Annotated in this window: 19 protein-coding genes; 7 read left to right on the plus strand and 12 right to left on the minus strand. The window is 44.8% G+C overall.

What is annotated here, in order from left to right; all coding sequences use genetic code 11:
* Positions 1-322: 322 nt before the first annotated feature.
* The 3 genes from MsAc7_RS05640 to MsAc7_RS05650 are packed head-to-tail and all read right to left on the minus strand — an operon-like array spanning position 323 to position 3,514.
* Complete coding sequence (locus MsAc7_RS05640; protein ID WP_338101954.1) at positions 323-568, minus strand: ATP synthase F0 subunit 8; 246 nt, start codon at positions 566-568, stop codon at positions 323-325.
* Between the two features lie 49 nt (positions 569-617).
* A complete protein-coding gene (locus MsAc7_RS05645) occupies positions 618-3,275 on the minus strand; it encodes a heavy metal translocating P-type ATPase (protein WP_338101955.1) in 2,658 nt (885 codons plus the stop codon).
* Positions 3,276-3,310: 35 nt separating this feature from the next.
* Entirely contained in the window at positions 3,311-3,514 is a 204-nt protein-coding gene (locus MsAc7_RS05650; RefSeq protein WP_338101956.1) for a heavy-metal-associated domain-containing protein, read from the minus strand.
* A gap of 171 nt (positions 3,515-3,685) precedes the next feature.
* Between MsAc7_RS05650 and MsAc7_RS05655 the strand changes: the two genes are divergently transcribed.
* On the plus strand, positions 3,686-4,453 hold the full coding sequence (locus MsAc7_RS05655; RefSeq protein ID WP_338101957.1) for a glucose 1-dehydrogenase: 768 nt from the start codon (positions 3,686-3,688) through the stop codon (positions 4,451-4,453).
* A 385-nt stretch (positions 4,454-4,838) separates the two neighbouring features.
* Here MsAc7_RS05655 and MsAc7_RS05660 read toward each other — a convergent pair whose 3' ends face one another.
* From MsAc7_RS05660 to MsAc7_RS05700, 9 genes are all read right to left on the minus strand, one after another.
* Entirely contained in the window at positions 4,839-5,735 is an 897-nt protein-coding gene (locus MsAc7_RS05660) for a thiamine pyrophosphate-dependent enzyme (protein ID WP_338101958.1), read from the minus strand.
* Complete coding sequence (porA, locus tag MsAc7_RS05665) at positions 5,732-6,946, minus strand: pyruvate synthase subunit PorA (RefSeq protein WP_338101959.1); 1,215 nt, start codon at positions 6,944-6,946, stop codon at positions 5,732-5,734. The genes MsAc7_RS05660 and porA overlap by 4 nt, the downstream gene beginning before the upstream one ends.
* Positions 6,946-7,227 (minus strand): 4Fe-4S binding protein, encoded by a 282-nt coding sequence (locus MsAc7_RS05670; protein WP_338101960.1) that lies wholly within the window; start codon positions 7,225-7,227, stop codon positions 6,946-6,948. Before MsAc7_RS05670 ends, porA begins: the two co-directional genes overlap by 1 nt.
* Complete coding sequence (locus tag MsAc7_RS05675) at positions 7,224-7,778, minus strand: pyruvate ferredoxin oxidoreductase subunit gamma (protein WP_338101961.1); 555 nt, start codon at positions 7,776-7,778, stop codon at positions 7,224-7,226. Before MsAc7_RS05675 ends, MsAc7_RS05670 begins: the two co-directional genes overlap by 4 nt.
* Positions 7,779-8,334: 556 nt before the next feature.
* Positions 8,335-9,939, minus strand: a complete 1,605-nt coding sequence (locus tag MsAc7_RS05680; protein WP_338101962.1) for an ankyrin repeat domain-containing protein — start codon at positions 9,937-9,939, stop codon at positions 8,335-8,337.
* A 504-nt stretch (positions 9,940-10,443) separates the two neighbouring features.
* Entirely contained in the window at positions 10,444-11,259 is an 816-nt protein-coding gene (locus tag MsAc7_RS05685) for a hypothetical protein (RefSeq protein ID WP_338101963.1), read from the minus strand.
* A 248-nt stretch (positions 11,260-11,507) separates the two neighbouring features.
* A complete protein-coding gene (locus MsAc7_RS05690; RefSeq protein WP_338101964.1) occupies positions 11,508-13,130 on the minus strand; it encodes a TCP-1/cpn60 chaperonin family protein in 1,623 nt (540 codons plus the stop codon).
* Between the two features lie 35 nt (positions 13,131-13,165).
* On the minus strand, positions 13,166-15,160 hold the full coding sequence (locus tag MsAc7_RS05695; RefSeq protein WP_338101965.1) for a hydantoinase/oxoprolinase family protein: 1,995 nt from the start codon (positions 15,158-15,160) through the stop codon (positions 13,166-13,168).
* A gap of 726 nt (positions 15,161-15,886) precedes the next feature.
* A complete protein-coding gene (locus tag MsAc7_RS05700) occupies positions 15,887-17,803 on the minus strand; it encodes a uroporphyrinogen decarboxylase family protein (protein ID WP_338101966.1) in 1,917 nt (638 codons plus the stop codon).
* 401 nt (positions 17,804-18,204) lie between these two features.
* Between MsAc7_RS05700 and MsAc7_RS05705 the strand changes: the two genes are divergently transcribed.
* The 6 genes from MsAc7_RS05705 (at position 18,205) to MsAc7_RS05730 (ending at position 24,113) form a co-directional block, all read left to right on the plus strand.
* On the plus strand, positions 18,205-19,218 hold the full coding sequence (locus MsAc7_RS05705; RefSeq protein ID WP_338101967.1) for a tRNA dihydrouridine synthase: 1,014 nt from the start codon (positions 18,205-18,207) through the stop codon (positions 19,216-19,218).
* Between the two features lie 97 nt (positions 19,219-19,315).
* On the plus strand, positions 19,316-19,987 hold the full coding sequence (locus tag MsAc7_RS05710) for a ribonuclease III family protein (RefSeq protein ID WP_338101968.1): 672 nt from the start codon (positions 19,316-19,318) through the stop codon (positions 19,985-19,987).
* Positions 19,988-20,007: 20 nt separating this feature from the next.
* The gene (locus tag MsAc7_RS05715) at positions 20,008-20,976 is read left to right on the plus strand and encodes an SPL family radical SAM protein (protein ID WP_338101969.1); all 969 of its coding nucleotides are present in this window, start codon (positions 20,008-20,010) and stop codon (positions 20,974-20,976) included.
* A gap of 89 nt (positions 20,977-21,065) precedes the next feature.
* The gene (locus MsAc7_RS05720; protein WP_338101970.1) at positions 21,066-21,908 is read left to right on the plus strand and encodes a DUF5803 family protein; all 843 of its coding nucleotides are present in this window, start codon (positions 21,066-21,068) and stop codon (positions 21,906-21,908) included.
* Positions 21,909-22,108: 200 nt separating this feature from the next.
* On the plus strand, positions 22,109-22,903 hold the full coding sequence (locus MsAc7_RS05725; protein WP_338101971.1) for a 2-amino-3,7-dideoxy-D-threo-hept-6-ulosonate synthase: 795 nt from the start codon (positions 22,109-22,111) through the stop codon (positions 22,901-22,903).
* 115 nt (positions 22,904-23,018) lie between these two features.
* Positions 23,019-24,113, plus strand: coding sequence for an OBG GTPase family GTP-binding protein (locus tag MsAc7_RS05730; protein ID WP_338101972.1), 1,095 nt, complete (start codon positions 23,019-23,021; stop codon positions 24,111-24,113).
* Positions 24,114-24,121: the final 8 nt, after the last annotated feature.

Raw genomic sequence — 24,121 nt, forward strand, 5'->3', positions numbered from 1 at the left:
GAATCCCTCCTTTTGCGGATGGGGAAATTAAGCGTCTTAAGAATATATATTTTTTTATAAATTATATTAAATTGGGATTCAAAGTCGTCCGACTTTATCCAAAAAAGAGAACATTTGAACATTCAATCGGTAAAACATAAAATATTTAAGCCGGTAAGTTCATTATACAATTGTATTAAAAATCAATTTGAACATATTTAACATATTCAACATATTCAAATTGAATTAATACGGAAATATCGATATCAACCAAAACACAGAAGGGTGTTTCTTTTTAAAAACAGTTTAAAAACGAAAACATAAACGTTTTTTGATTCTCCGATCAGGTTTTTTTCATATCCCTGACTCTCGGAAGTAAAATCAAAAAAATAATCCAACTCAGGAAAAACACGAAAAACGCCCCACCGATGACATCAATGTTCGTATAAGACCCGGAAAAATATCTGATTTTGAGAAAGACCGCCGCCAAAAAAAGAAAAGCAACGGCAAGGGACAGAAAAACGCTTTCAATAAAAACGGATTTCCGGGTCTTTTTTTCATTTTGAACCGGTTCTTGATTTGAATTCATATTCAGTCCCCTGATTGATAATTTTCGATTATTGCTACTTATTTAATTTTTATTTGATTTTGGACCGTTTCATCAACAGCGAATTGAGTGTGACAGAAACGGAACTGAGCGCCATAAAAGCGGCCGCCAGCTCCGGGCTGATGAGAACGGTGTGCGTGAGCGGATACAAGAGTCCGGCCGCAATCGGAATTCCGATGGCGTTATAACCAAATGCCCACCCCAAATTTTGCTTGATTTTCCGAATCGTCAGCCGGCTGAGTTTTATGGCAGTTGTCACGTCTTTCGGATTGTCCCGAATCAAAATGATATCCGCCGACTCAATCGCAATGTCCGTTCCGGCACCCATCGCGATGCCGACATCGGCCTGAATCAGTGCCGGCGCATCGTTAATACCGTCTCCGACCATGCCGACCGGCAAACCGGAATCTTGAATTTCCCGAATCTTTTCCGCTTTGTGCGCGGGCAACACTTCCGAAATAACGTTTTCCGAATGAATGTTCGCCGCTTGCGCAATCGAAAGCGCGGTCCGCCGGTTGTCACCGGTCAGCATGTAAACGAAAAGTCCCATTTTTAAAAGTTCCGTGACGGCTTCCTTGGACGTTTCTTTTAACGTGTCGGCAATTGAAAACAACGCCGCCGGAATAGAATCCACCGCCATTAAAACAACGGTTTTCCCGCCGCTTTCAAGCGTTTGGATTTGCGAGTCAATCGCCAAATCCGGAGCAGAAACGCCGCGGTCAAAAACATTGTTTTCCGATAAAAAGCGGCGGGTTCCGATTAAAACCACATGTCCGTCGATCTCCGATTTGATGCCTTTTCCGGAGGCGGCCTCAAACGAAGAACAGTTTTGAGGAAAAATATTTTCCAGAGCGGCACCTTTGACAATGGCTTGTCCGAGCGGATGTTCGGAATTGTTTTCGGCGGTGGCCGCCATTTGGAGAACGTCATTTCTCGAAAAAGCAGGATTCAACAAAACAACATCAATCAGCTTTGGCTTTCCTTTTGTCAACGTTCCCGTTTTGTCAAAAACAACCGCTTTGAGAGATTGCGCTTTTTCAAGCCCGTCGCCGCCCCGGATTAAAATACCGTTTTCGGCGCCCATGCCGGTTCCGACCATGATGGCGGCCGGCGTCGCCAAACCGACAGCGCACGGACAGGAAATAACCAAAACGGTAATGGCGATCAAAAGTGAAAACATAAACGGGCTGATGCCAAAAAACGCGGCGGAACCGCTCACATCAAAATAATCGTAACCGATCAGGAACCAAAACAAAAAGGCAAAAAGCGCAATGACAAAAACGGCAACGATGAAATTACCGGCCACTTTGTCCGCCAACTTTTGAATGGGCGGCTTGTTGGTCTGCGCGTCTTCCACCAAACGGATGATTTGAGACAAAACCGTGTCCTCGCCGACTTTCTCTGCCCGAAATTGAAAAGATCCGGATAAATTTTGCGTGGCGCCGACGACTTTTTTTCCAACGCTTTTTTCAACCGGCAAACTTTCTCCGGTCAGCATGGATTCGTCAACCACCGAGCTTCCGGAAATAATCGCGCCGTCCGCCGGAATTTTTTCACCGGGGCGGACAATGACGGTATCGCCGATCAGAATTTCTTCCACGGGAATTTCAACTTCAACGCCGTCTCGAAGAACGTGAGACGTTTTCGGTTGAAGTTTCATCAGTTTTTGAATCGCCTGCGATGTTTTACCGCGGGTTTTTGCTTCCAGATATTTGCCGAATGTCACAAAAATGACCAGCATCGCCACCGTTTCATAATACAGGTGGCCGTACCCGGGACCTAAATTCCAAAAAGTGGAAACGACGCTGACCAGATAAGCGCATCCGGTTCCGGCCGCGATTAAAAGATTCATGTCCGCAAGCCCATTTTTAAGACCCTTAAAAGCGCCCGTAAAATATTGGCGGGCGGGACCGATGATAATAATCGTTGTCAGAAGGAAAAGCAAATATTTATTTTGCAAAAATTCCGGAACGAATGAAAGCCAACTGACCATCAGGCTCATGTTTCCCAAAATCACGGGAATGCCCAAAATAAAAGCCGCGATGAAATTGTTGCGTTGACGAGCAGCGTCTTTTTGAAGTTCCGCCGAAACATCGTCTGATTTTTGAAGCGCCGCCGACGCGGTATATCCGATATTTTTAATTTCGTCAATGATTTCGTCCGGCGTGACGGCTTTAGGGTCGTACCAAACAGTTCCCTTTTTTAAAGATAGGTTGACGACGGCCGAATAGACGCCTGCTTTTTTAAGAAGCGTTTTTTCAATATTTAAAACGCAAGCCGCACAACTCATGCCTTCAATTTTCAAAACTAATTTTTCATCACCGGATTGAATGGAACCGGATATTTTTCCGGTATTTTCAAGAGCGGGATTCAACGGGCATGTTTGAGCGGCTGAACCGACCGAGCCGGGCAAAAAATTTTCAGAATCTGCCGCCATGGAATCAGGCAAAAACGGTTCGTAATCTTCTTGCCGAATCACATCAAATATCGCCGACAGATCGGTTTTTGTTTCATCAAAAACAATCATGACGGTTCCGATTTGCTGTTCGGTGTCAAGTTGAATTTGAACGGAAGAAACGCCGTCAAGACCGGATAGAGCTTTGTCAACGGCCCGAACGCAATGGTCACAACTCATTCCGCTAACGCCAATGGTTTTCGTTCCGATAAAAACACCTCCGGTGAGAATCATTCAAACATTTCGACAAAAATTTAAGCAAAATGACTTCAAGCTTTGTAGCCGGCATTCTGGACGGCGGCTTTGATTTTGTCCAAATTGGTTTTCGTTTCATCGAATTCAACGGCGGCTTCGCCTTTTGAAACATCGACATCGGCTTTTGTAACGCCGCCGGATTCCAAAATGGCTTTTTGAACGCGTTTCTGGCAGTGACCGCAGGTCATGCCGCCAACTTTGAATGTTACTTTTTGCATGAATATTCCTTTCCTTGTTGATTTAAATTTTCATCTGATAGAAAAATATTCATATCAACGAACAAGACGAATAAATATTTTTCTTAGAAAACCGTGCATTAAATTTATAAATGTAAAAATATAAATGTTCGTCAACGGATTTTCAAGTCCGTTATAAGAAGAGGTGAAAAGATGAAATTGAACGGGAAAGTTGCGATTGTCACAGGTGCCAGCTCAGGTATGGGACATGCGATTTCATTGTTATTTGCTCAAGAAGGCGCAACGGTCATCGCTGTTGCCCGCCGTTTGGAGCGGCTGGAAGAACTAAAGAATCAAGTCAAAGCCGATAAGTTCGCGGGAAAAATTATTCCGCTCAAAGGAGACGTTTCAAGCCGACAAGATATTGAAAACATGATTGATTTTGCCGCGTCCGAATGCGGAAAACTGGACATTTTGGTCAACAACGCGGGCATCATGGATAATTTCGAATTGGCGGAAGATGTCCCGGATGATGTTTGGGAGAGCGTTCTGAACGTTAATTTGACAGCCCCGTTTGTCGCGATTCGAAAAGCGATTCCGCTCATGAAGAAAAACGAGAATGGCGGCACCATATTAAACATTGCTTCCGTCGGCGGACTTTTCGGCGGGAAAGCCGGGGCCGCTTACACGGTTTCAAAACACGGCGCGATCGGACTCACTCGAAACGTCGGATACACATATTGCGATGAAAAAATCCGCTGCAACGCCATTTGCCCGGGCGCTATCGCCACGGAAATCGGAAGTCACATCCATGCCAACCCGCGCGGGCAAGCAAAAGCAGCGGATGGTATGAAAACCATGCACGGCGGCGCCGGAGCACCGGAAGATATCGCCAATGCCGCTTTGTTTTTGGTGAGCGACGATTCCAAATTCATTACCGGAACCACACTGATCGTGGATGGCGGATGGACATCGTGCTGAAATTTGGCTGAATCTGGCCGAAATTCAAATTGAAATGAAAAACCGGACTTTTGTTCGGTTTTCGATTTTTTTAAATTGGAACTGAGAGGGATTGAAAGGACTTTATATAGTGAGGCCAACATCAGCATAATTCGTTAAAATCAGAATTTAGAGATATTGAAACGGTTCTACTACGTTAACATTTAGAGGTATCGGGGAAGTTAAAATCAGAACTTAGAGATATTGAAACCACCCCGTGCTTGGTTTCCGTCGTTTACGACGGGGAGTTAAAATCAGAACTTAGAGATATTGAAACGTCTACGTATATTTCCAATATTGACCATTATGCAGAAGTTAAAATCAGAACTGAATTATTAAAAAAACAAAAAAAAGAGCCTGATAAATATTATTTATCAAGCCCATAGTATGAAATATTCTTGTCAGCCATCGCTTGAATTTTTTTAATTTCCTCTGCGCCGCCTTCCATTTTAAACAGGTGTTTGAAACGGGATTGGGTTTTGAGGTAGTCTTCCACCGGTTTCGGATCTTTGACTTTTTTCACGCTGGTGACGACGCCGTCTTCCATTTCGTAAAGCGGCCAAAGGCATGTGTCAACGGCAAGCTTCGCGATTTCAATGGTTTTCGACGAATCAAAACCCCAACCGGTCGGACAGGGCGCGTGGGCGTGAATGTAGGTCGGGCCTTTCACGTCGGTCGCTTTTTTGACTTTTTTGATCATGTCGTTTGCGTAACCGATGGAGGTCGTCGCCACATACGGCGATCCGTGCGCCGCCATAATGGCCGGCATGTCTTTCTTTTTGGTCGGGTTTCCGTAGGATGATTTTCCGGACGGGCTGGTGGTGGTGGACGCGCCAAACGGCGTTCCGCTGCTGCGCTGAACACCGGTGTTCATGTACGCTTCATTGTCAACGCAAACGTAAGTGATATCGTGTCCGCGCTCAAACGCGCCGGAAAGCGCGCCGATTCCGATGTCCATGGTGGACCCGTCGCCGCCGATTCCGATCACTTTCGTGTTTCCTTTTCGTCCGAGAGCGATGAGAGCCGCTTCAACGCCGGACGCCACAGCGCCGCCGTTTTCAAAGAGCGAGTGAATCCACGGAACGTTCCAAGCGGTTTTCGGGAACGGCGTGGTCATCACTTCCAAACAGCCGGTCGGGTTGACGATAATACAGTCGGAGCCGACCGCCATCAAAACGTATTTGGCGGCCAACGCGTCACAACATCCGGCGCAGCCGTTGTGCCCGGGCGTGAGCAAATTGAAAGGCTTGTTGTCGGTGCTCATAACAAATCCTCCTTGACATCATTGAAACGTGATTCAATGGTGATTTTTCCGGTTTTTGCAACCTTTTTCGTTTCCTCGATAATTTCTTCAACGTGAGACGGTTTGACATCGCGGCCGCCGTGACCGACCATGTAACCGATCATCGGAATCCGGGTCGGCGTGTTGTACATACCGGCTTTGATTTCCGTAAACAAAATGCCTTCGTTGCGGCCGAGAGAAATATCTTTTTCAATAACGGCAATGGCTTTGGCTTTTGAAAGGGCTTTGTTAATAACTTCTGTCGGGAACGGGCGGAACGCACGGATTTTTAAAATGCCGACTTTTTCACCGCGGGCCCGGTAAGCGTCAACAACGTCTTTCATTGTTCCGAGAATGGAACCAAACGACACCAAAACGATTTCCGCGTCGTCCATATTGTATTCGTCAATGAGGCCGCCGTGGTAGCGTCCGGTGACTTTTTGGAAATCCTTTGCAGCTTGTTCAATAATCGGAAGCGCGCGTTTCATGGCTTCTTCCTGTGAATACCGGAATTCCGTGTAGAATGACGGGTCGGCGAGCGTTCCGAACGATTTCGGATTTTTCGGGTCCAAATAATTGTCCGGTTTAAACGGCGGCAAAAATTTGTCCGCTTCAGCTTGGTCCATCAAAATAACCGGTTCGTACACGTGGGACAAAACGAATCCATCCATACAAACCATGATTGGCAGAAGCACATTTTTGTCCTCAGCGATTTTAAATGCCTGAAGAACGGTGTCGGCTGCTTCTTGGGTGTCTTCGGTATAAATTTGAATCCAACCGCAATCACGCTGGGAAAGGGAATCTTGCTGGTCATTCCAGATGTTAATCGGCGCGCCAACCGCCCGGTTCACGACCGTCATGACAATCGGAAGGCGCATGCCGGCAGCGTTGAAAAGCGCTTCGTGCATCAACAAAAGTCCTTGGGATGTTGTGGCCGAGTATGTCCGGGCGCCGGTGGCTGAAGCACCGATGAGCGCGGAAATCGCGGAAAATTCGGACTCGACGTTGATATATTCGCAGTTCGGAATTTCGCTGTCCGCCATCATTTTGGATAAATCTTCCACAATGTGGGTTTGCGGGGTGATCGGATAAGCGGAGATCACTTGCGGACGGGAAACTTTGGCGGCGTGAGCCGTCGCGTAAGAACCTTCAACGACGACCATTTTAGATTTGTCTTTCGGGTTGACAGCCATTATTTCTCCTCCAGAGTCATGGTAATCACGGCTTTCGGGCATTCGTTCGCGCAAATGCCGCATCCTTTGCAATAATCGTAATTGGCTTTGTACAAGCACTTTCCTTTGTCGTTGGCCGTTGCCGGATCCGGATAGATGCACATGTCCGGACAGGCGACTTCGCAAATCGCGCAGCGGATGCATTTGCTGTAATCAAAAACCGGCATGAATGTTCTCCAGCCGCCGGTTTTGTTTTCCATAGCGGTTCCCGGGTCGCAGACAGCTCCGATGGTTACTTTCATTCTTCCATCTCCTTTTTGACAGCGTCGTAAGCTGTTTGAATGGCTTCGGCATTCTTTCGTCCGACTTCGCCGGAAAAACGGTCGCGGACAGCGTCTTGAATGGACGGGACCGCCACTTCGCCGGTCGCCGCCGCAAAGGCGCCGAGTAAAACGGTGTTCACAATCGGAACGCCGATAATGTCAATCGCGATTTTGGTCGCGTCCACCGTCAGAATCCGGGCTTTCGTGTCCAAGTGTTTAAAAGCGCTCGGAGACTCTTTGGTGTTGATGATTAAAGCGCCGGTCGGCTTCAAACCGCCGGTCACGTTGACGACGTCAAGGAGCGTCGGATCTTGAACAATGACATAATCCGGCTCATAAATTTGACTTCTGATTCGAATCGGCACGGAATCAAGACGCGTAAAAGCCTGAACCGGTGCCCCGCGGCGTTCCACTCCGAAAGCCGGGAAAGCTTGAGAATATTTTCCATCGCTGAAAGCGGCAATGGAAAGAAGCTCAGCGGCCGTGACGGATCCCTGCCCGCCGCGCCCATGAATTCTGATTTCTTTCATTCTGGTAACCTCTAAAAATGATTAAGTAGACTTAGATGTCGTTTTTGAATGGTTTTTAAGGTGAGAGATGGCTTACGTTCTTTAAATTTCGTTTTTGAACAAAACCAAAATATCAATCAAAATACCAAATTGAAAAACCGTCAAAGTCACATTTTTGACCGATTTTCCTTCCGTTTTTTGAAAAAAATGCCTGTGGGACACTTTTTTGTAATACATTGTGTGACTAATAATAATGACAAATGCTAAACTCTATCGTTCCATATTAAGCTTTTGGCAAAGGTTTACGTTTTAAAATTTAAACAGATGAGCGAATCAAAAATATACAAACGGATGACATGATTACAGATTAAAATATAATATTAATTTTATGAAAAAAGATTTGTTTATTTGAAAAGGAAGAGGTTAACAATATGTTTTAAAGCCTGTGTAAAACAAACTTTTGAAAAGTTAATTTTTCAAAAGTTCATGTCGAGGCATTTCCAACTGTACGGTATTTCTGACAGCATTTTTGCCGAATGTCTTTTCCATACAGTTGATCACCTCAGCTTTCATAATTTTATTGTTGCATGGATAAAAGTTGTTTAACCACCGCTTCATGATTCTTTTCGGTTGCGATTTCAAGCGCCGTTTTTCCTTTGTTGTTCACAGCGTCTGCTTTAATATCACCAAACGCCGCCATCAAATCAATAAAGTTCTTGGCGTTATTCTGCTTGCGGTTTTCGGCCGCGTACATGGCAGGCGTGTTTCCATCCATGTCGCAAACATCCGTTTTGGCGCCGGCTTCAAGAAGCATGATGAACGCGTTTTCCAAGTCCGCGTCCTTCTTAGCGACAATCATCAGCGGCGTCTGACCTTTTTTGTTGGTAACATTCACATCGGCGCCGAGGTTCATAATCGTATGAAAAAGCATGCCTTCTTTATTGTTGGACTCATTCAGATTCGTTCTGTAAATCACGTTGCATGTTTCAATCAAAGCCGTGTTTTCGTTGTCATCCAAAAAACCGTTGATATCAAGACCGGCTTTGACCATGCTTTTCAGGATCGTTTCCACGTCTTTTCCGGTTGACCGGAAATGGTTGTCTTTTAAATTCAAAATCAGAGAACGAACAGCCGTGTAGCCGCCTTCACCCGACTTGAAATTCGGGTTGGCGCCGGCGTCGAGTAAAATTTGAACCGCTTCGGCATTTGCGTTGGCGCAGGCAACGGCCAGCGGTGTTTTGCCATTCAATTTATTGTACGGTTCATGGAAAACGTCGTGAATATCCGCGCCGCTTGCGAGAATGGCTTTGACGGCAACCATGTCGCCTTTGTCCACCGCTTGGTGAAGCGTCATGCCGCCCGTGGCCGCGCTGTCCGGATTGTTTTCATCGTACTCGCCTTTTAAGAAGGCGGCAATGATTTTGGAATTGCTTTTAATCGCGTAATCCAAAGCTGTTTTTCCGTAATTGTCTTTTTCATCCGGGTCAATTAAACCGGCATCAACAACCGCTTTAACGATTTTGAAATAACTGTCAATGAGGTGTTCATTTTGTTTGAACTCTTTTTCTGTTCGTTCAAGCTGTTCTTGATTTATTTTATCAAAAGTCGGACTGACATCCGGTTTGGCTGCTTCTGCCTTCGCCCGTTCATAATCGTTGACGCGATACTTGCGGCTTTCAAGCGGATGCCGGACGCCTTGAGCAGCCAGATGCAAAACTGTACAGCCGTCTTTATCGGTCATGTTGATTTTAACACCGCGGTCAATCATGGCCTGAATCATCGGGTAAACCCCTTTATCGGCCGCCAGATGGTAACATGTTTGTCCACGGTCATTTTTACGAAGGGCACTGACTTTGGCGTCCAGAAGCGCACAGGCCGCGTCATAAATCTCATCGTCGCTTGGCCGGTAAAATCCGAGATGAGTGGATTCGCACAACAAATGAAGCGGGGTTTGCCCGTAAGCATTGACAACGCCGGCTTGCGCGCCGCCTTCAACCAACCGCCGGATATTTTTCCCGTCAGCGTAACTGGCCGCCATATGAATCAACGCGTTTTTTCCGGAACATTCGTCAATCGCATTTTTGTCCTCAATGCCGTTGTATATATTCAGAATTTCTTCCGGGGAGCGGACGCTTTTCTCATAAGCTTTTTTTAAGTCGTAGATTTGATCTTGAAGTCTCATGGTTTTACCTTTTTAACAAACCTAAACGGAAATGTTTGGATTTTAATTTAAAAAGGTTTTTTTATATTTCTAGTTGTTGAATAATCAACCGCTGAATAGTCAATATTTTAAAAAAGCGATAGCATTTAATTGAAACTTAAAAATCGCCATCAAACAAATGACCCCACCTTTCGGAGGGGGATTTGTTTGTTTTTTGGAATTTTTGGAGAAATATTTTGAAAACTGCCTTGAAAACAGTTTTGAAAACTGAGAATTTATGAAAACGAAAAGAAGAAAGGCCAAAACATTTCAGCCTTTCTTTTATTTTGGGGTATTCGTCCTTCGTTTTTATTCGCTTACGTTTTTTGTGGGTTAAATTATGTGTTTATTTGTTTTTTAATGTTTTTTAATTTACAGGGTGGGTTAAACTATGTGGGTTAAACTATGAATGGGAATCTTTGCTTCGTATTTTTTAAACCTCCCGTGTTCCGAGAACACCAACATTGCGCGTATTGAGTTATTGTTTTAATTTTCAACAGGCTCCATCGGCGGCATTAAAAATCCGATTTTAAAACCGCCGGATTCACTGTGTGCATAAATTTCATCGGCTTCCTCTTGAGTCAGCCGTCCGATTTTGACGTCAGATTCCAAATGCTCTTTTAATTGAGCCAACAGGAAGGCTTGCTTTTCATCCGTGGTCATGCTTTCAAAAGCGGCCAGTTCTTCTTTGGACACCGTCGGCCCGGGCATTTGAATGCCGGCCTTGACGTCCATTGTCATGGATTTGCCTTCCGGCCCGAACGAAATGTCCATGGAAGACATTTGTTCATAGATTTCGTCCGCTTGTTCCCGCGTCAAAACGCCTTCCGCCACATCGGCATCCAATCTGTCTTTCATTTTGGAAAGCATGAATTCTTTTTTCTCATGATCGGTCATGTTTTCAAAAGCTGAAATTTCATCTTCGGAAAGCATCGGAATACTTTTTGAGGGATTTTTCATCAGAGAGTTTTTCCCTTTCATTCCATAGAGACCGTTGTCCGTTTTTCTGAATTCGCCGGAGGCGCAATGCGCGTAAATTTCATCCGCTTGTTCTTGAGTGAGAGCGCCGGCAGCGACCTGAAAATCAAGTTGTTCTTTGACTTGATCCAAGACATAAATTTGTCTTTCTTCTTCCGTCATATTTTCCAGCGCTGCCAATTCTTCTTCCGTCAGAATGTGTTGCTTCATTCCGCCGGCCGGATGCGTCATTGTTTTCATGCCTTCCGTTGCGGCTGCAATCGGTATCGTTGCAACCACCAAGGATAAGACAATAAAAATCCCGACCGATCGTTTTATATTCATGGATATCTATTCCTTGATTGTTTAGTTTTGTTTGTTGTTTTCAGCAGATTCGAATTGGGGTGTTGTTTCCCCGATTCGGATTTGTTGTTAAATGTAAACCTAATTTTGTATTCTGGTTTACAATACCTTGAATAGAACTTGTTTTATTTATAGTTTTTGGATGAGCGGAAGCTGTGAGGAAAATAAAGAAAAAAAGAGAAAGAAAACATGCCGAAGCATGTGGGAAATTTAAATTTTCTCTAAAAATCTCATTTCTTCAACAAAATCTCATCCACGCGTAAAACATTCGAAACACATTCCACAGCCGCAACCAACCCGTATTTTTTAACCATTGCGCAATCAAAAACAGTCGGACTGTTCGCAATAACCTTGCCGGACGCGTCAACTCGGGCGTCAATGCCTTCTTCCTGCATCGCCGATAATTGAATCATGGAATCCACCGGGTCCATGCCGATATTTTTCGCCAAAAATTTCGGAACGGCTTCCATCGCTTTGGCAAATTCCAAAACCGCCAACTGATGTTTTCCGTCCAATGTATTCGCAAAAATACGAAGCGAACGTGTCAGGAAATATTCCGTTCCGCCGCCGCCCGTCACAACGCTCGGGTTTTTCAAAAGAAGCGCCGCCGTGTTGAGCGCGTCGTCGGCTGCCTCTTCTATTTTTCCAAGGCCGTACTTGGCGGGCTCATGAATCAAAACGGACGTGACCGGACCGGAAACGGCCAAATAAGCAAACGTTTCATACCGGGTTTTTTTGACAACGATTTCATCGGCATATCCGAGAACTTCCGGCGTCAAATCATCCGCAATCGTTGAAAATTGAGCGCCCGACGCTCTGAAAATATAATCCAAATCAACTTCTTTAAGACGCTTAAACAATAAAATATGATGGCGGGAAAATGCTTCTTCGATCACGGAATCAACTTCGCCTTCGCAAAAGACAAGATTGGCGCCGCTTTGGAGAACTTTTTCGGCAAATGTTTCAGCAACATCATTTTTTGCTTTTTTAAATTCAAAAGCTGTCATCGGATTATCCATCCGAACGAAATGTTCCGGATTCAGATACCCGCTTTTCACTTTCAAATCGCTTCGAAGCAATAAAATTCGGGGAGATAAAATGTGTTTCGGCATGTCTTCCCGAGCCGGTGTTTCATCCAAAATAACGCCTTGAAAAGAAAAAATATCCGGGCTGCCGGTTTTTTTCAAAATTTTGACATTATCTTCCAAATCCAAAAACGAATCCGGATAATATTTGTCCACTTCCGCAACCGTTTGAATCATGGCTTTTGCCAAAGCGGTGGCTTGTCCTTCTTCAATTCCCTTTGAAAAAGCGGCCGCTTTGACGGCTGAAAAAATCATATCGTCGTCAGCGTCTTCGCTCACGAATTCCAGCATTTCGTACGCTTTTCCCATCGCCAGTTCGTATCCATCGATAATCGTCATGGGATGAACTTTTTTCCGAAGGAGCGATACCGCGTTCAAAAGTAAACCGCAGGCTAAAATGAGCGCATATTTCGTCCCGTCGCCGCATGATTTGTCCATGGATTGACCGAGCCGTTTGAGCGACACGGCCACCGGATGTAAAAGATCGATTTCTTTGATGATGTTTTTGCCATCGCTTGTCAAATAAACGTCGCCGACCGGATTTACAATCAATTTGTTCATGCCCAAAGGACCATAGGAAGAAGCCACCATTTTTAAAATATCCGATACAAGCGTCTCAATATGAAACATCAATTGGTCTTCGCCGACCGCCTCAGTGACGGACCGCTCCCGAAGGACCCGGATCAATTCGTCCGGGATCGGAGAAGGCGATGCTTTTGAAAATCCTGAATTTTGACCGGCAAAACCGGATGGAAGAGATGTTGACACGAAAGAGGCCTCCTTGATTTTAACTCTGGTTGATCTTAAACCGTGATTTTATTTTCATTTTTCGGTTCCGGTTTTGTTGACGCGTCCAAGTCAACCTTCCTCGGCGTTCCAACACCGACGCCGAATAAACGGATTTCAAGCGGCTTTTCAATGGCGTACCCGGCTTTAATGTCCGTTTGCTGAATCTCGACCCGAACGGCATCCTTAAAAAGTCCGTACGCTCCCATATGTTCATAAATCCGGTTTTCAATCCACTTCTTTCCTTCGGAAATGGCCTCTTGATACGATTCATACTCGGTTTTTCCGGACTCGTTAAATGAAATATACACATTCGATCCGACCGATTTCGGACGAATTAAAACGTCGGACCGGAAAATGACATCTCCGACCAACGCGCCGACAGCGTTTCCGACATCAAAATCTTTCGGAAGAACCAATTCTATGTCCAAAAGCTGACACAATTTTTCATGATAAGCCGGAACAGGCGCCCCGATAAGAACAACCGGCATATTGAGTCTCAGCTTGGTAAACGGCGATCTGAGAACCAATGACCGAATCTCCTCAGACCGCATCGACGGCAGGAAAAAGGCCGCTAAATCTGCTGCCATTTTTTCGGAAACCATGTCCCGGATTCTTTCACAAACATCTTCCGGTTTTCGGTTCATGTAATCCCCTAAAATTTTCGCGCCAACCTTTGCCGCTTCTTGGTTCCATTTTGTATAAATACCGAGAGCATGAAGCGCGTCCGTTGGCGTAAAGCCGATGTGAGTCACATAACGCTTCAAAATCAACGCGTTCAACGCTTTCACAAACATCAACGGATGGTCGCCGATTTTTTCGGAGATTTCATAAACGGACATCGGAACTTTTTCGGCCGAAAGAACATCGTATACTTTTTGCTCATACGCGCTGAGCGCAAGGTCAAGTGAAAAAGACGGATCGGAACCCATGAAAAAAGAGGTTCCCTGAATAACGGCGTCTAAAATGCGGTCGGACGGGCGGTCTACACATTTCAGTTTGGCCACCAGTTCCGGATAAGTTGCCGCTGCAAGCGAGAGCGGAACCACACGGCGCGGACCGATATGAATATCTTGATAGAACCAAACGTGACTGTCGCCGCCAAGCGCCGACGTGCTCATTTGAATGGCTTTAACCATTGTTTTCCAGCCGCCGACCATGGCGCCGGAGTCGCTGATGGCCGGAATGCCGTTTTGAATCATGGAAATATCGGTGCTTGTTCCGCCGACATCAATGGTAACGCAAGTGCTTTTGCCGGTCAAGTGAGCGGCGCCAACCAAACTTGCCGCCGGCCCTGAAAAGACCGACTCGACCGGGCGCTTGAGCGCTTCTTCAATCGATACGAGCGAACCGTCACACTTCATGATCATCATGTTTGACGAAATGCCCTTTTCATTCATGACCGTTGAAATAGATTTGACAAATTGATGCGTCACCGGAATCAATTGAGCGTTTAAAACAGCGGTGAGCGTCCGCTCATAAACGCCAAGGGCGCGGGACAATTCATGACCGCAGACGACCGGTAAATCCGTCAGCGTTTGAACATAATCCTTGACGGCCAGTTCATGTTCCGGATTTCGGACGCTGAAATAAGAAGAAATGGCATAGGAAGCCACCTTGGTATGGGTACTTTTCACGAATTCTTCCACAATCTCAAAATCAAGTGCCGGATCGTCAAGCGCGTTTCCTTCGGTATCATGCCCGCCTCGGATTTCAAGAATATCTTCCACCGGCAAGTCGCCTTCCACCGCATAACCGATTAAAATAAGTCCGGTCGGATAGCCTTTTCCTTCAAGTGTTGTGTTGGTGGCCAACGTTGTTGAAACCGATGTAAATTTGATTTCCTTAAGATTTTTCGGATTGAGTCCGTCAATCGCATTTGAAATTCCGGCAATCAAGTCCGGATATGTTGTCAAAGCTTTGCTTTTTTCAATGACAACGCCGGTTGACAAGTCCATCAAAACAGCATCTGTATACGTACCGCCGGTATCAATTCCGAGACCAAGATTCATAGAAACACATCCCTTTTTGGTGCCGAATGAAATGATTCGGCTTTTTGTTATTTGAATGAAAATGAAAATAAAAATGAAAAATAAAAGTAAAGAAGAGCCGGATACTCTTGAAAACGATTAATTTTTGAAAAAAACCGCCGGAAATCGGCGGCTTTTTCAAATCTTGGAGAGATTTTGACTATTTTCGATTTTAGATATTGGTTTTAGATATTGGTTTTAGATATTGGTTTTAGATATATGTAGTACTCAGACCGTCGGATTACGTGAGAGTTATTTTCCGTTTTTAATTCAATTTCGACCTTGAATGATGAAACATTCATGAATCATATTGATCAAAGTTCGAAGTTTGGATTTTGTCAGACTTTAATGGATGTTTTTTGAGTCTATTTTGACATAGGGGGTTTGGAATTTGGGGGTTTGGCATTATAATTTTTTAAATTTTTCATGAATGGGGGGAGAAGAGAAACAAATGAAAATGCCAATTTCATTCATTTTTTGTTTCTCTTCTTTTTTCTCTTCCCTTTTTGGAAAAAAATTGAGGGGGCATTTTTCCAAAAAGACCGAAATGATTTGTGAAAAAAGATGTGTTTTTCAAGGAGAGGTTTTTTTGTCTTCTTTCACAAATTCAACGTCGGTCGGGCAGAGTTACAATTTTGGTTTATGGTTTTGAGTTATGTCTTACGTCTGATTTATGTTGGTTGTATTTTATTTTTGTTTTTTACGGAATCAGCCGATGATTTTCTTGTACATGTCTTCACCGACTTCTTTGACCGTGTCGACCATTGTTTTGACGCTCACGAGTGAGCCTTCCGGCGGCACTTCACAACCGGTTGACAGCACATATTTGGATTGTCTTCCGTTTTCTTTGAGAGTCTTCAAGACACCGTCCATCAATTTGACCGTATCATTCCGAATGTTTTGGTATGTCTGCTCATCGTTGTTCATGAACTGAATCGGGTCCACTTCTCCCATCATACAGCAGATGTCGGAGTAAGCCGGAATCAAGTCAGCATAGTTCTTTGAGCCTTTGTTTCTGTTCTTTTCATAGTAGGCGTAGCTGTAAAGCGACGTTCCGAACTTGCGGATTTGAATGTCGAAGTGAACAGCGTCGGCACAGTTGTGAATCACGTACGGTGCATTGTGCTTCTTAAAGATCGGAATCTGCCGGTCGTACACATATTTACCGTCGAATTCCCAGTATTGGTCAGCACTCATAATCACGTTGTTTGACCACAAGTTGTCCACACAAATGGCATCGGCAGCGCCTTCTTCAAAGAACTGGGTCGAAATGTCGCAGACAAAATCCGTAATTCTGTCAAGCGCCTTGTGAACTTCTTTGGGGTTTGTGCTCATGTCGTGAAGAACACGGTCAGCACCCATCGCTTGCGTCAACGTCAGAAGCGGTCCTTCATGGAAAGCGACGAACGGCGCGTTAATTTCATCGCGGTGGAGTTTCTCCAAAGCTTGCTTTCCGGCCTGAATGTGGTTGTAAATGCGGGTTCCTTTCTTGATTTCCGGAATCACAATTTCATCATATTCGTGCAAGTGTCCGGTTGTCGACGGTGTGTCTTCTTCCGGATAGGAAACGCCGGCACCGACATCGGCACTGGTAACGGATAAGTCTGTCAAACCGACAAACGTATCAACATCCAAGTATTTCACGGCGGCGTAAGCCGAGTCGGAAAACACTTTGGGATTGGTGGCATATTCCTTGTAAGAAGCCGGAACGAATTTACGGGTAATACCGCATGCCAGCGGGTAGCAGGGAAGTCTGTCCACTTTTTTGTCGCCGAGCGCACCGAAAACACGGTCTTTGTGAGACATTTTGGACGCTTTTTTGGTACCGACTTTTTCGTATTCTGCCTTGACCTTTTTCGCAGTTTCAAGAGAGATGTTTGAACCGGACTTAGAAGCCGCCTTCTTTTTGAGAACTGCGTCCTTGTATTTGGTTTTGGTAATACTCAATTTGGCGTCGCTCCAGCGCTCGTTGGCCGGCGTCAGTTTGGACGTCTTTTCCTTGGCAAAGGCAACCGCCGTTGCGGCGTCTTTACAGGTTCCATCGGCTCCGACGCTTTTTGCGTATTGTTCCGACACCGGCGCGCCGCCGACCATGAAGATTAAAGAGTCGCGGTATCCGTTTTCAAGGAGCAATTCCGAAATTTTGTCCATTCCGGTCATGGTTGTTGTCATCAAAGCACTCACAGACAACAAATCTACTTTGTTTTCTTTGGCAGTCGTGATGAATTTTTCAATCGGAACGTCGTTTCCAAGGTCAATCATTGTAAATCCGGCAGCGGCCATCATTGTTTTGACCAAGTTCTTTCCAATGTCGTGAACATCGCCTTCAATGGTTCCGATCACACCGGTCACGGCACGATTGGACGGGTCGACTTTGATGTGCGGGGTGAGGACGTCCATTCCTTCGTAAAGAGCGGCGGACGCAATCATCAAATGCGGGACAAAGGCTTCTCCACGTTCATATTTATCGCCCATGATGGACATTCCTTTGGCAAGCCCTTCTACAATTGCTTCTTGGGGATCAATTCCGGCTTTGAGCGCTTTTTCGGCGTATTCGACGGCTTCATCGTCGTCGCCGGCAATAACCGCGTCAGCCAGTGCTTTTAAAATTTCTTCTTTTGTCATAAAATCACCATAACATTTCGAAAAACCACATAACGAATGAATTGATGTTGTTTTTACATTTTTGACTTTCTTGTTTGGTTTGTTACGACTCGATCATTTCTCAAAAGAAAAATAAACAAAATCCAAACAAAAAATACGATTTATTTTTGATATGAAGAATCATATCAGTAACTTGAAAAGGCGACAAAAATATATAACATAAACTTTTTAATTTTATCAGAAGCGCAAACGGAAGAATTGGTATTAATCCGATTAATTCAATGAATATAAATAATCATGATATTTTTATAAGCACAGTTAATTTAAATAACAGCATTATAATTAATTCATTATTATTATAAAAATAATGTATCTGCGGATATTGATTTTACTTTTGACAACATTTAATTACTTAAAACGTTATGACAAAAATCATGTTTTCCCACTTTCCGAAACATCCTCTTTTTTTGGCGCCGATGGCGGATGTGACCAACCCGGCTTTTCGGATGCTTTGCCATGAGAAGGGGGCGGATTTCACGTTGACGGAAATGATTAACGCCGCCGGTTTTTTAAGCGATGATCCTTCAGCGATGGAAAGGGGTATCTCTTTGGATCAAAAACCGTATGGAATTCAAATTGTCGGTCCGTCGGCGAATTCAATTCTTAAAGCCGCTCTCGGTCTTGAGGAGAAACTGCATCCATCGGTCATTGACATAAATATGGGTTGCCCATCTCCGAAAATTTTAAAAGACAAATGTGGCGCTTATCTTTTAAACGATATGTCAGTTCCGCCGGCCATCATCTCAACGTTATCTGAAAATTTGAAAACTCCCGTGACCGCTAAAATCCGTGTTTTTCGGGATGAAGAAAAAACAATCTCTTTGGCAGAATCCCTTGAAGATGCCGGAGCCTTTTGGTTATCTGTTCATGCCAGGACTGCCGCTCAAGGATATTCCGGAAAAGCAAACTGGGAAATCGTTAAAAAAATAAAAGAAAATCTGTCGATTCCGGTCATCCTAAACGGCGATATTTTCAAGCCGGATGATTTGAAAAAAGCAATTGAAACCGATTGCGACGGATTTATGATCGGACGGGGCGCGATCGGAAACCCCGCCGTCTTTGAGCGCATGAAAGAATCCCTTTCGGGAAAAGATTTTGAAATTGACCCCGGCGAAGAGTTTCGCCAACGGATTTCGGATTTTAAAAGATATTGTTTTCTTTTGGACAAATATAATCTGTATTCTCATGTCAACATCAAATCTCATGCCCAATGGTTTACAAAAGGCCTTTTGAATTCCAGAGAAATGCGTCTTGAAATCGCCGGGCTCCAAAAAGAAACACGCCTTCGGCATTTGAGTGAGGATGAGATCGCAGACAGCCGCCGGGTTTTAGCTGAGAAGATTGTTGAGGTTTTTGAGAAATATTTTGGCTGTTGAAGACCGGATTCTCAAAATATATAATGAATTGAAAACATTATTCTCAAAACTGAAAGTAAACAAACAAACGAACTTCTTTGTCTTTGAAGTGATTCTCATGAGCGAATTTGAACGAAAAATCGGATATGTTTTCAAAGACCGGACATTTTTAAGAACGGCCACATATCAAGAACTCAACCGGACGCTCGCCTTTTTCGGGGACTCCGCTTTGGATTTTATTGTTTCGGAATATCTGTTTAAAAATTATCCGGAAATGGACCAAGGCGGCCTCACCCGGCTCAAGGCGCTGGTTGTCAGCGACGAACGTTTCAATGAAATCGCTCATAAAAATGATTTGGAAATTCATTTAATTCTTAAAAAAGGCGCAACCAGCAGCGCCCGGAAAAGAAACGCTACGTTTTTAGAAGCGGTCGCCGGCGCCATTTATTTGGACGGCGGCATGAATCCGATGCGGGAATTTGTCTACCGCATGATCATTTTACCGCAGGATATTGACAGTTATCTCGGAAATTTGATCAAAGAAAAAGTCCGGCTCAGCGAGTTCTGCCAGCAAAATTACGACGGTTTTACACCGAAATCTTTTTTGATTCACGAAGAAGGCATCCCTCATGAGATGACTTTTGTGATGGGATACACTCTCCCCAAAGAGATAACACGGTTGGACCACGACATAACCGGCATCGGAACCGGAAGTTCCAAAGCCGCCGCGGAGGAAAACGCCGCCAAAGAAATCAATGAACAACTCAAAAGTTTGGGTTTAATGGAATAAAAGGGACAGGAGCGAAAATATTGGACCCCGTTGACGCCATTAATTTTGTTCCCGCCAAACAAATCATTACGCCGCTCCCGAAAGGAACGGATTACATGGCGCACACGCACAACATGAACATCTACCGCGGGTGCAACCATGGCTGCATTTACTGTGATTCCAGAAGCGTGTGTTACCAAATTGAGAATTTTAGTCAAGTCCGCGCCAAAGAAAACGCACTTTTTTTGATTGAAAAAGAACTGTCGGCAAAATCAAAAGCCGGAGCAAAAGGATCAATAAGAACAAAAAAAGAAGATGGAAACGCTCAAAAAATCATTGTCGGAACAGGAGCGATGAGCGACCCGTATAATTCATTTGAAAAAGATCTGTGTTTGACGCGGGGCGCCCTTGACATCCTCGATCGGTATAAATGCGGCGTCAGCGTGACCACAAAATCAGCGCTCGTTGCCCGAGATTTGGATCTTTTTTTAAAAATCAATCAACATTCGCCGGTCAATATCGCAATCACGGTAACCACAATCGATTCCACTGTTTGCTCAAAAATAGAACCAAACGTTTCAACGTCAAAAGAACGTTTTTCCGCCATGAAAAAGTTATCCGAAGCGGACCTTTTTACCGGCGTTTACATGAACCCGGTTCTTCCGTTCATCACCGATTCCAAAGAAAACATATCTGAGATTGTGAACGAGGCCGCGGCGGCCGGCGCCAAATATGCTATGTGTTTTTTCGGCGTGACTCTTCGGAAAGGAAACCGTGACTACTTCTATCAAAATTTGGGCGGATTTCCCAACGTCCGGCAAAAATATGAAACCCTTTTTGGAAATAAATACGAATGCGCCGCCCAAAACGCCGAAGAACTGTCTGCCGCGTTTAAGCAAGCTTGCCAAAAACAAGGACTTCTTTACAAAATGCCTGAGATTTCGGAAGCCATTCGAAAAAATTCAAAAGGTCAAAACAAAATAAAACAAAAAAAGCTGAGCGATTTCTAAAAAATAAACGAAAATTAATCCAAAAATCCCTATTTTTTTGATTTTGAGACCGACAATAGATTTTTAAGATTCAAAACACATTGACGTTTATGAAATTATGGCTTAAAAGTTTATTTTTGATGTTTGCGCTGGCCGCCGTTCTGACCGCAGCCGGCTGCTTGTCGCCTCTGAGCTCGGAAAACAGCACGGAAAACGGCACAAACCAAAATGCCAACGTATCCGACATTTACAACATATCCGTCTTTGTTCCAACCATCAACAACACGTCTGAAGTTGTCGAATCCGGCTCATACGACATTTTAGAAACCGGCAGCGTTCAAGTTATTCGGCTGGTGGATAACAAAAATCAAATGCCGGTGATTGAAGAATCCGGATTTTTGGTGTTCAGCGGACCGGAAATCAAAGATGTTTATTTTTTGACAACAGATAACTTTTCAATGACTCAAGACAGTTTGGATAAAATTTATGCCAACCCGGTGCCTGCAAATGTATCTTACACGCTGAAAAGCAAAACTTCCGGGACAACTTTGGAGTTTGACCAAAACTTTTCCGGAATCGTCGCCTATACCTTGGTTCAATCGGCCGGCGAAAATAAAATTGTCGTTGACGACGGGGCAAAAGCCGTATTAATAACGCTGCCGCCGAACACGACAACCGGAAACCGAATTCTTGGTACCGCCTCACCAAAACCCGATACAATAGGCGACGAGGATACCCGCGAAGTTTTAGAGTGGAACGCGCCCACCGGAAACGTTTCTGTCAAATATTACAATGAAAAAGCGCCGATGTACATGATTATCGCCGGCATTTTATTGGCCGTTGCCGTTTTGGGAATTTATTTGTACTACCAACGTCAAATTCGGCAACTTCAAAAAATAACGCGATCTGTCGATCCGGATGGAAACTCGGGTTTTCGAAAACAAAGGGATTAAAAGTCAACAAAAAATCTAAAAAGTAATTCAAAAACAAAATCTAAAGTCAATAAAAAACAAATCAAAAGCCAAAAAAACAAATCGAACCGATACCCGTTTGAACGGATTTTAAACATAATTTAAATACAAGCAGAAAATATCTCAATCACTTTTTCACGCCAACATTTTATTTATGATCACATCTTATCAAAGGAATTTTTATGAGCACAATCGGAAAAGCAATTCGAATGGAAAGATTCGTCAAAAGAGATAATGGCCGGACAATCATCATTCCGATGGACCACGGCGTCGGCGCGGGACCGATTAAAGGTTTGACCAGCCTTCCGGAAGCTGTGGATAAAGTGGCGCTCGGCGGCGCCAACGCGGTTCTCGGACATATGGGACTTGCCAAGCACGGTCACCGGAAATACGGAAACGATGTCGGACTCATTATTCACTTGTCGGCTTCCACGTCTCTTGGACCCAACGCCAACCACAAAGTTTTGGTCACTTCCGTTGAGGAAGCCATCAAAGTCGGTGCGGACGCCGTTTCAATTCACGTCAATGTCGGCGCTGAAGACGAGCCGGAGATGCTGGAAGGATTCGGAAAGGTTGCCGCCAAATGCGATGAATGGGGAATGCCGCTTTTGGCCATGGTCTACCCGCGCGGCCCGAAAATCACGTCCGAGTTCAGCGAAAGCGTTGTCGCGCATGCTGCCCGGCTGGGCGCGGAGCTTGGCGCCGATATCGTTAAAACCAACTACACCGGCGACATCGACACATTCCGGACGGTTGTTCGCGGATGTCCGGTTCCGGTGATCATTGCCGGCGGCCCGCACATGGACTCCGAAATGTCTCTTTTGAAAATGGTGGCGGATTCTCTGGAAGCGGGCGGCGCGGGCGTTGCGATCGGACGCAACGTTTTCCAATCCGAAAACCCGACACGGATTGTCAAAAGAATTCACGCAATCGTTCACGAAGGATACACACCGGACGAAGCTTTCAAAATTGAATGAGAAAACGCGTTCAATTTTATCCAAATTAACCAATGACATCTCATTCATAAAATGTCATTATTTGAAACACATTCAATTCATTTTCCTATGATCAATTTTTTTTGGGATTCATACGATGGCAACGATACAAGAACAAATTCGAGAAATTGAAGAAGAAATTAAAAAAACGTCTTACAATAAGGCCACTTCCCACCACATCGGCCGTTTAAAAGCAAAGTTGGCCAGACTTCACGACGACGTTGAGAAAAAAAGCGCGGCGTCCGGAACGGGAGAAGGATACAGTGTCAAAAAGTCCGGCGACGCGACCGTGACGCTGGTCGGGTTTCCGTCCGTCGGAAAATCAACGCTTCTGAATAAGCTGACCGATGCTCATTCCGAAGTCGGCGCTTATGAATTCACGACATTGACCGTGATTCCCGGCGTTATGGAATACAAAGGCGCCACCATTCAAATTTTAGACGTTCCCGGACTTGTCAAAGGCGCCGCTTCCGGCCGCGGCCGCGGAAAAGAAGTCATTGCCGTCATTCGAAACTCGGACTTGGTTTTGTTTTTGCTGGACGTTTTTCAGCCGCTTCACTTGCCGGTTTTAAAGGAAGAACTGTATGAAGCCGGCATCCGGGTTGACCAGCACCCGCCCGACGTTGTCATTAAAAAAACAGACCGCGGAGGCGTTCGCATCAATTCGACGGTGGAATTGGATTTGGACGAAGAAACCATCAAATCGATTCTCGACGAATACAAAATCCATAACGCAACCGTCCTTTTCAGGGAAAATATCAATGTGGACCAGTTGATTGACGTCGTTTCCAAAAACCGCAGTTATGTGTCGTCCATGATTGTCGTCAACAAAGTAGACTTGGCTTACCCGAAAATGCTTGAAGATGCAAAAAAAATGTATCCGGAAGCCGTTTTTATTTCCGCTCACAACAGCCAAAATTTGGAACAACTCAAAGACGTGCTTTATGAACGCCTTAAATTTATCCGCATTTATATGAAACCGCAAGGCGAAGCGGCTGATATGGAAGAGCCGATGATCGTTCTTGACGGAACCAACATCGGCCAAATTTGCGAACGGCTGCACAAAGATTTCAAGCGAAAATTCAGATTCGCCTACGTTTGGGGTCCGTCCGCCAAACATCCGGGACAGCGGGTCGGTATGGACCACAAACTCAAAGACGGCGACGTTTTGTCAATCGTCATTCAAAAATAAAAATCAAA

It is taken from the genome of Methanolapillus millepedarum (assembly GCF_032594115.1).
Lineage (GTDB): Archaea > Halobacteriota > Methanosarcinia > Methanosarcinales > Methanosarcinaceae > Methanolapillus > Methanolapillus millepedarum.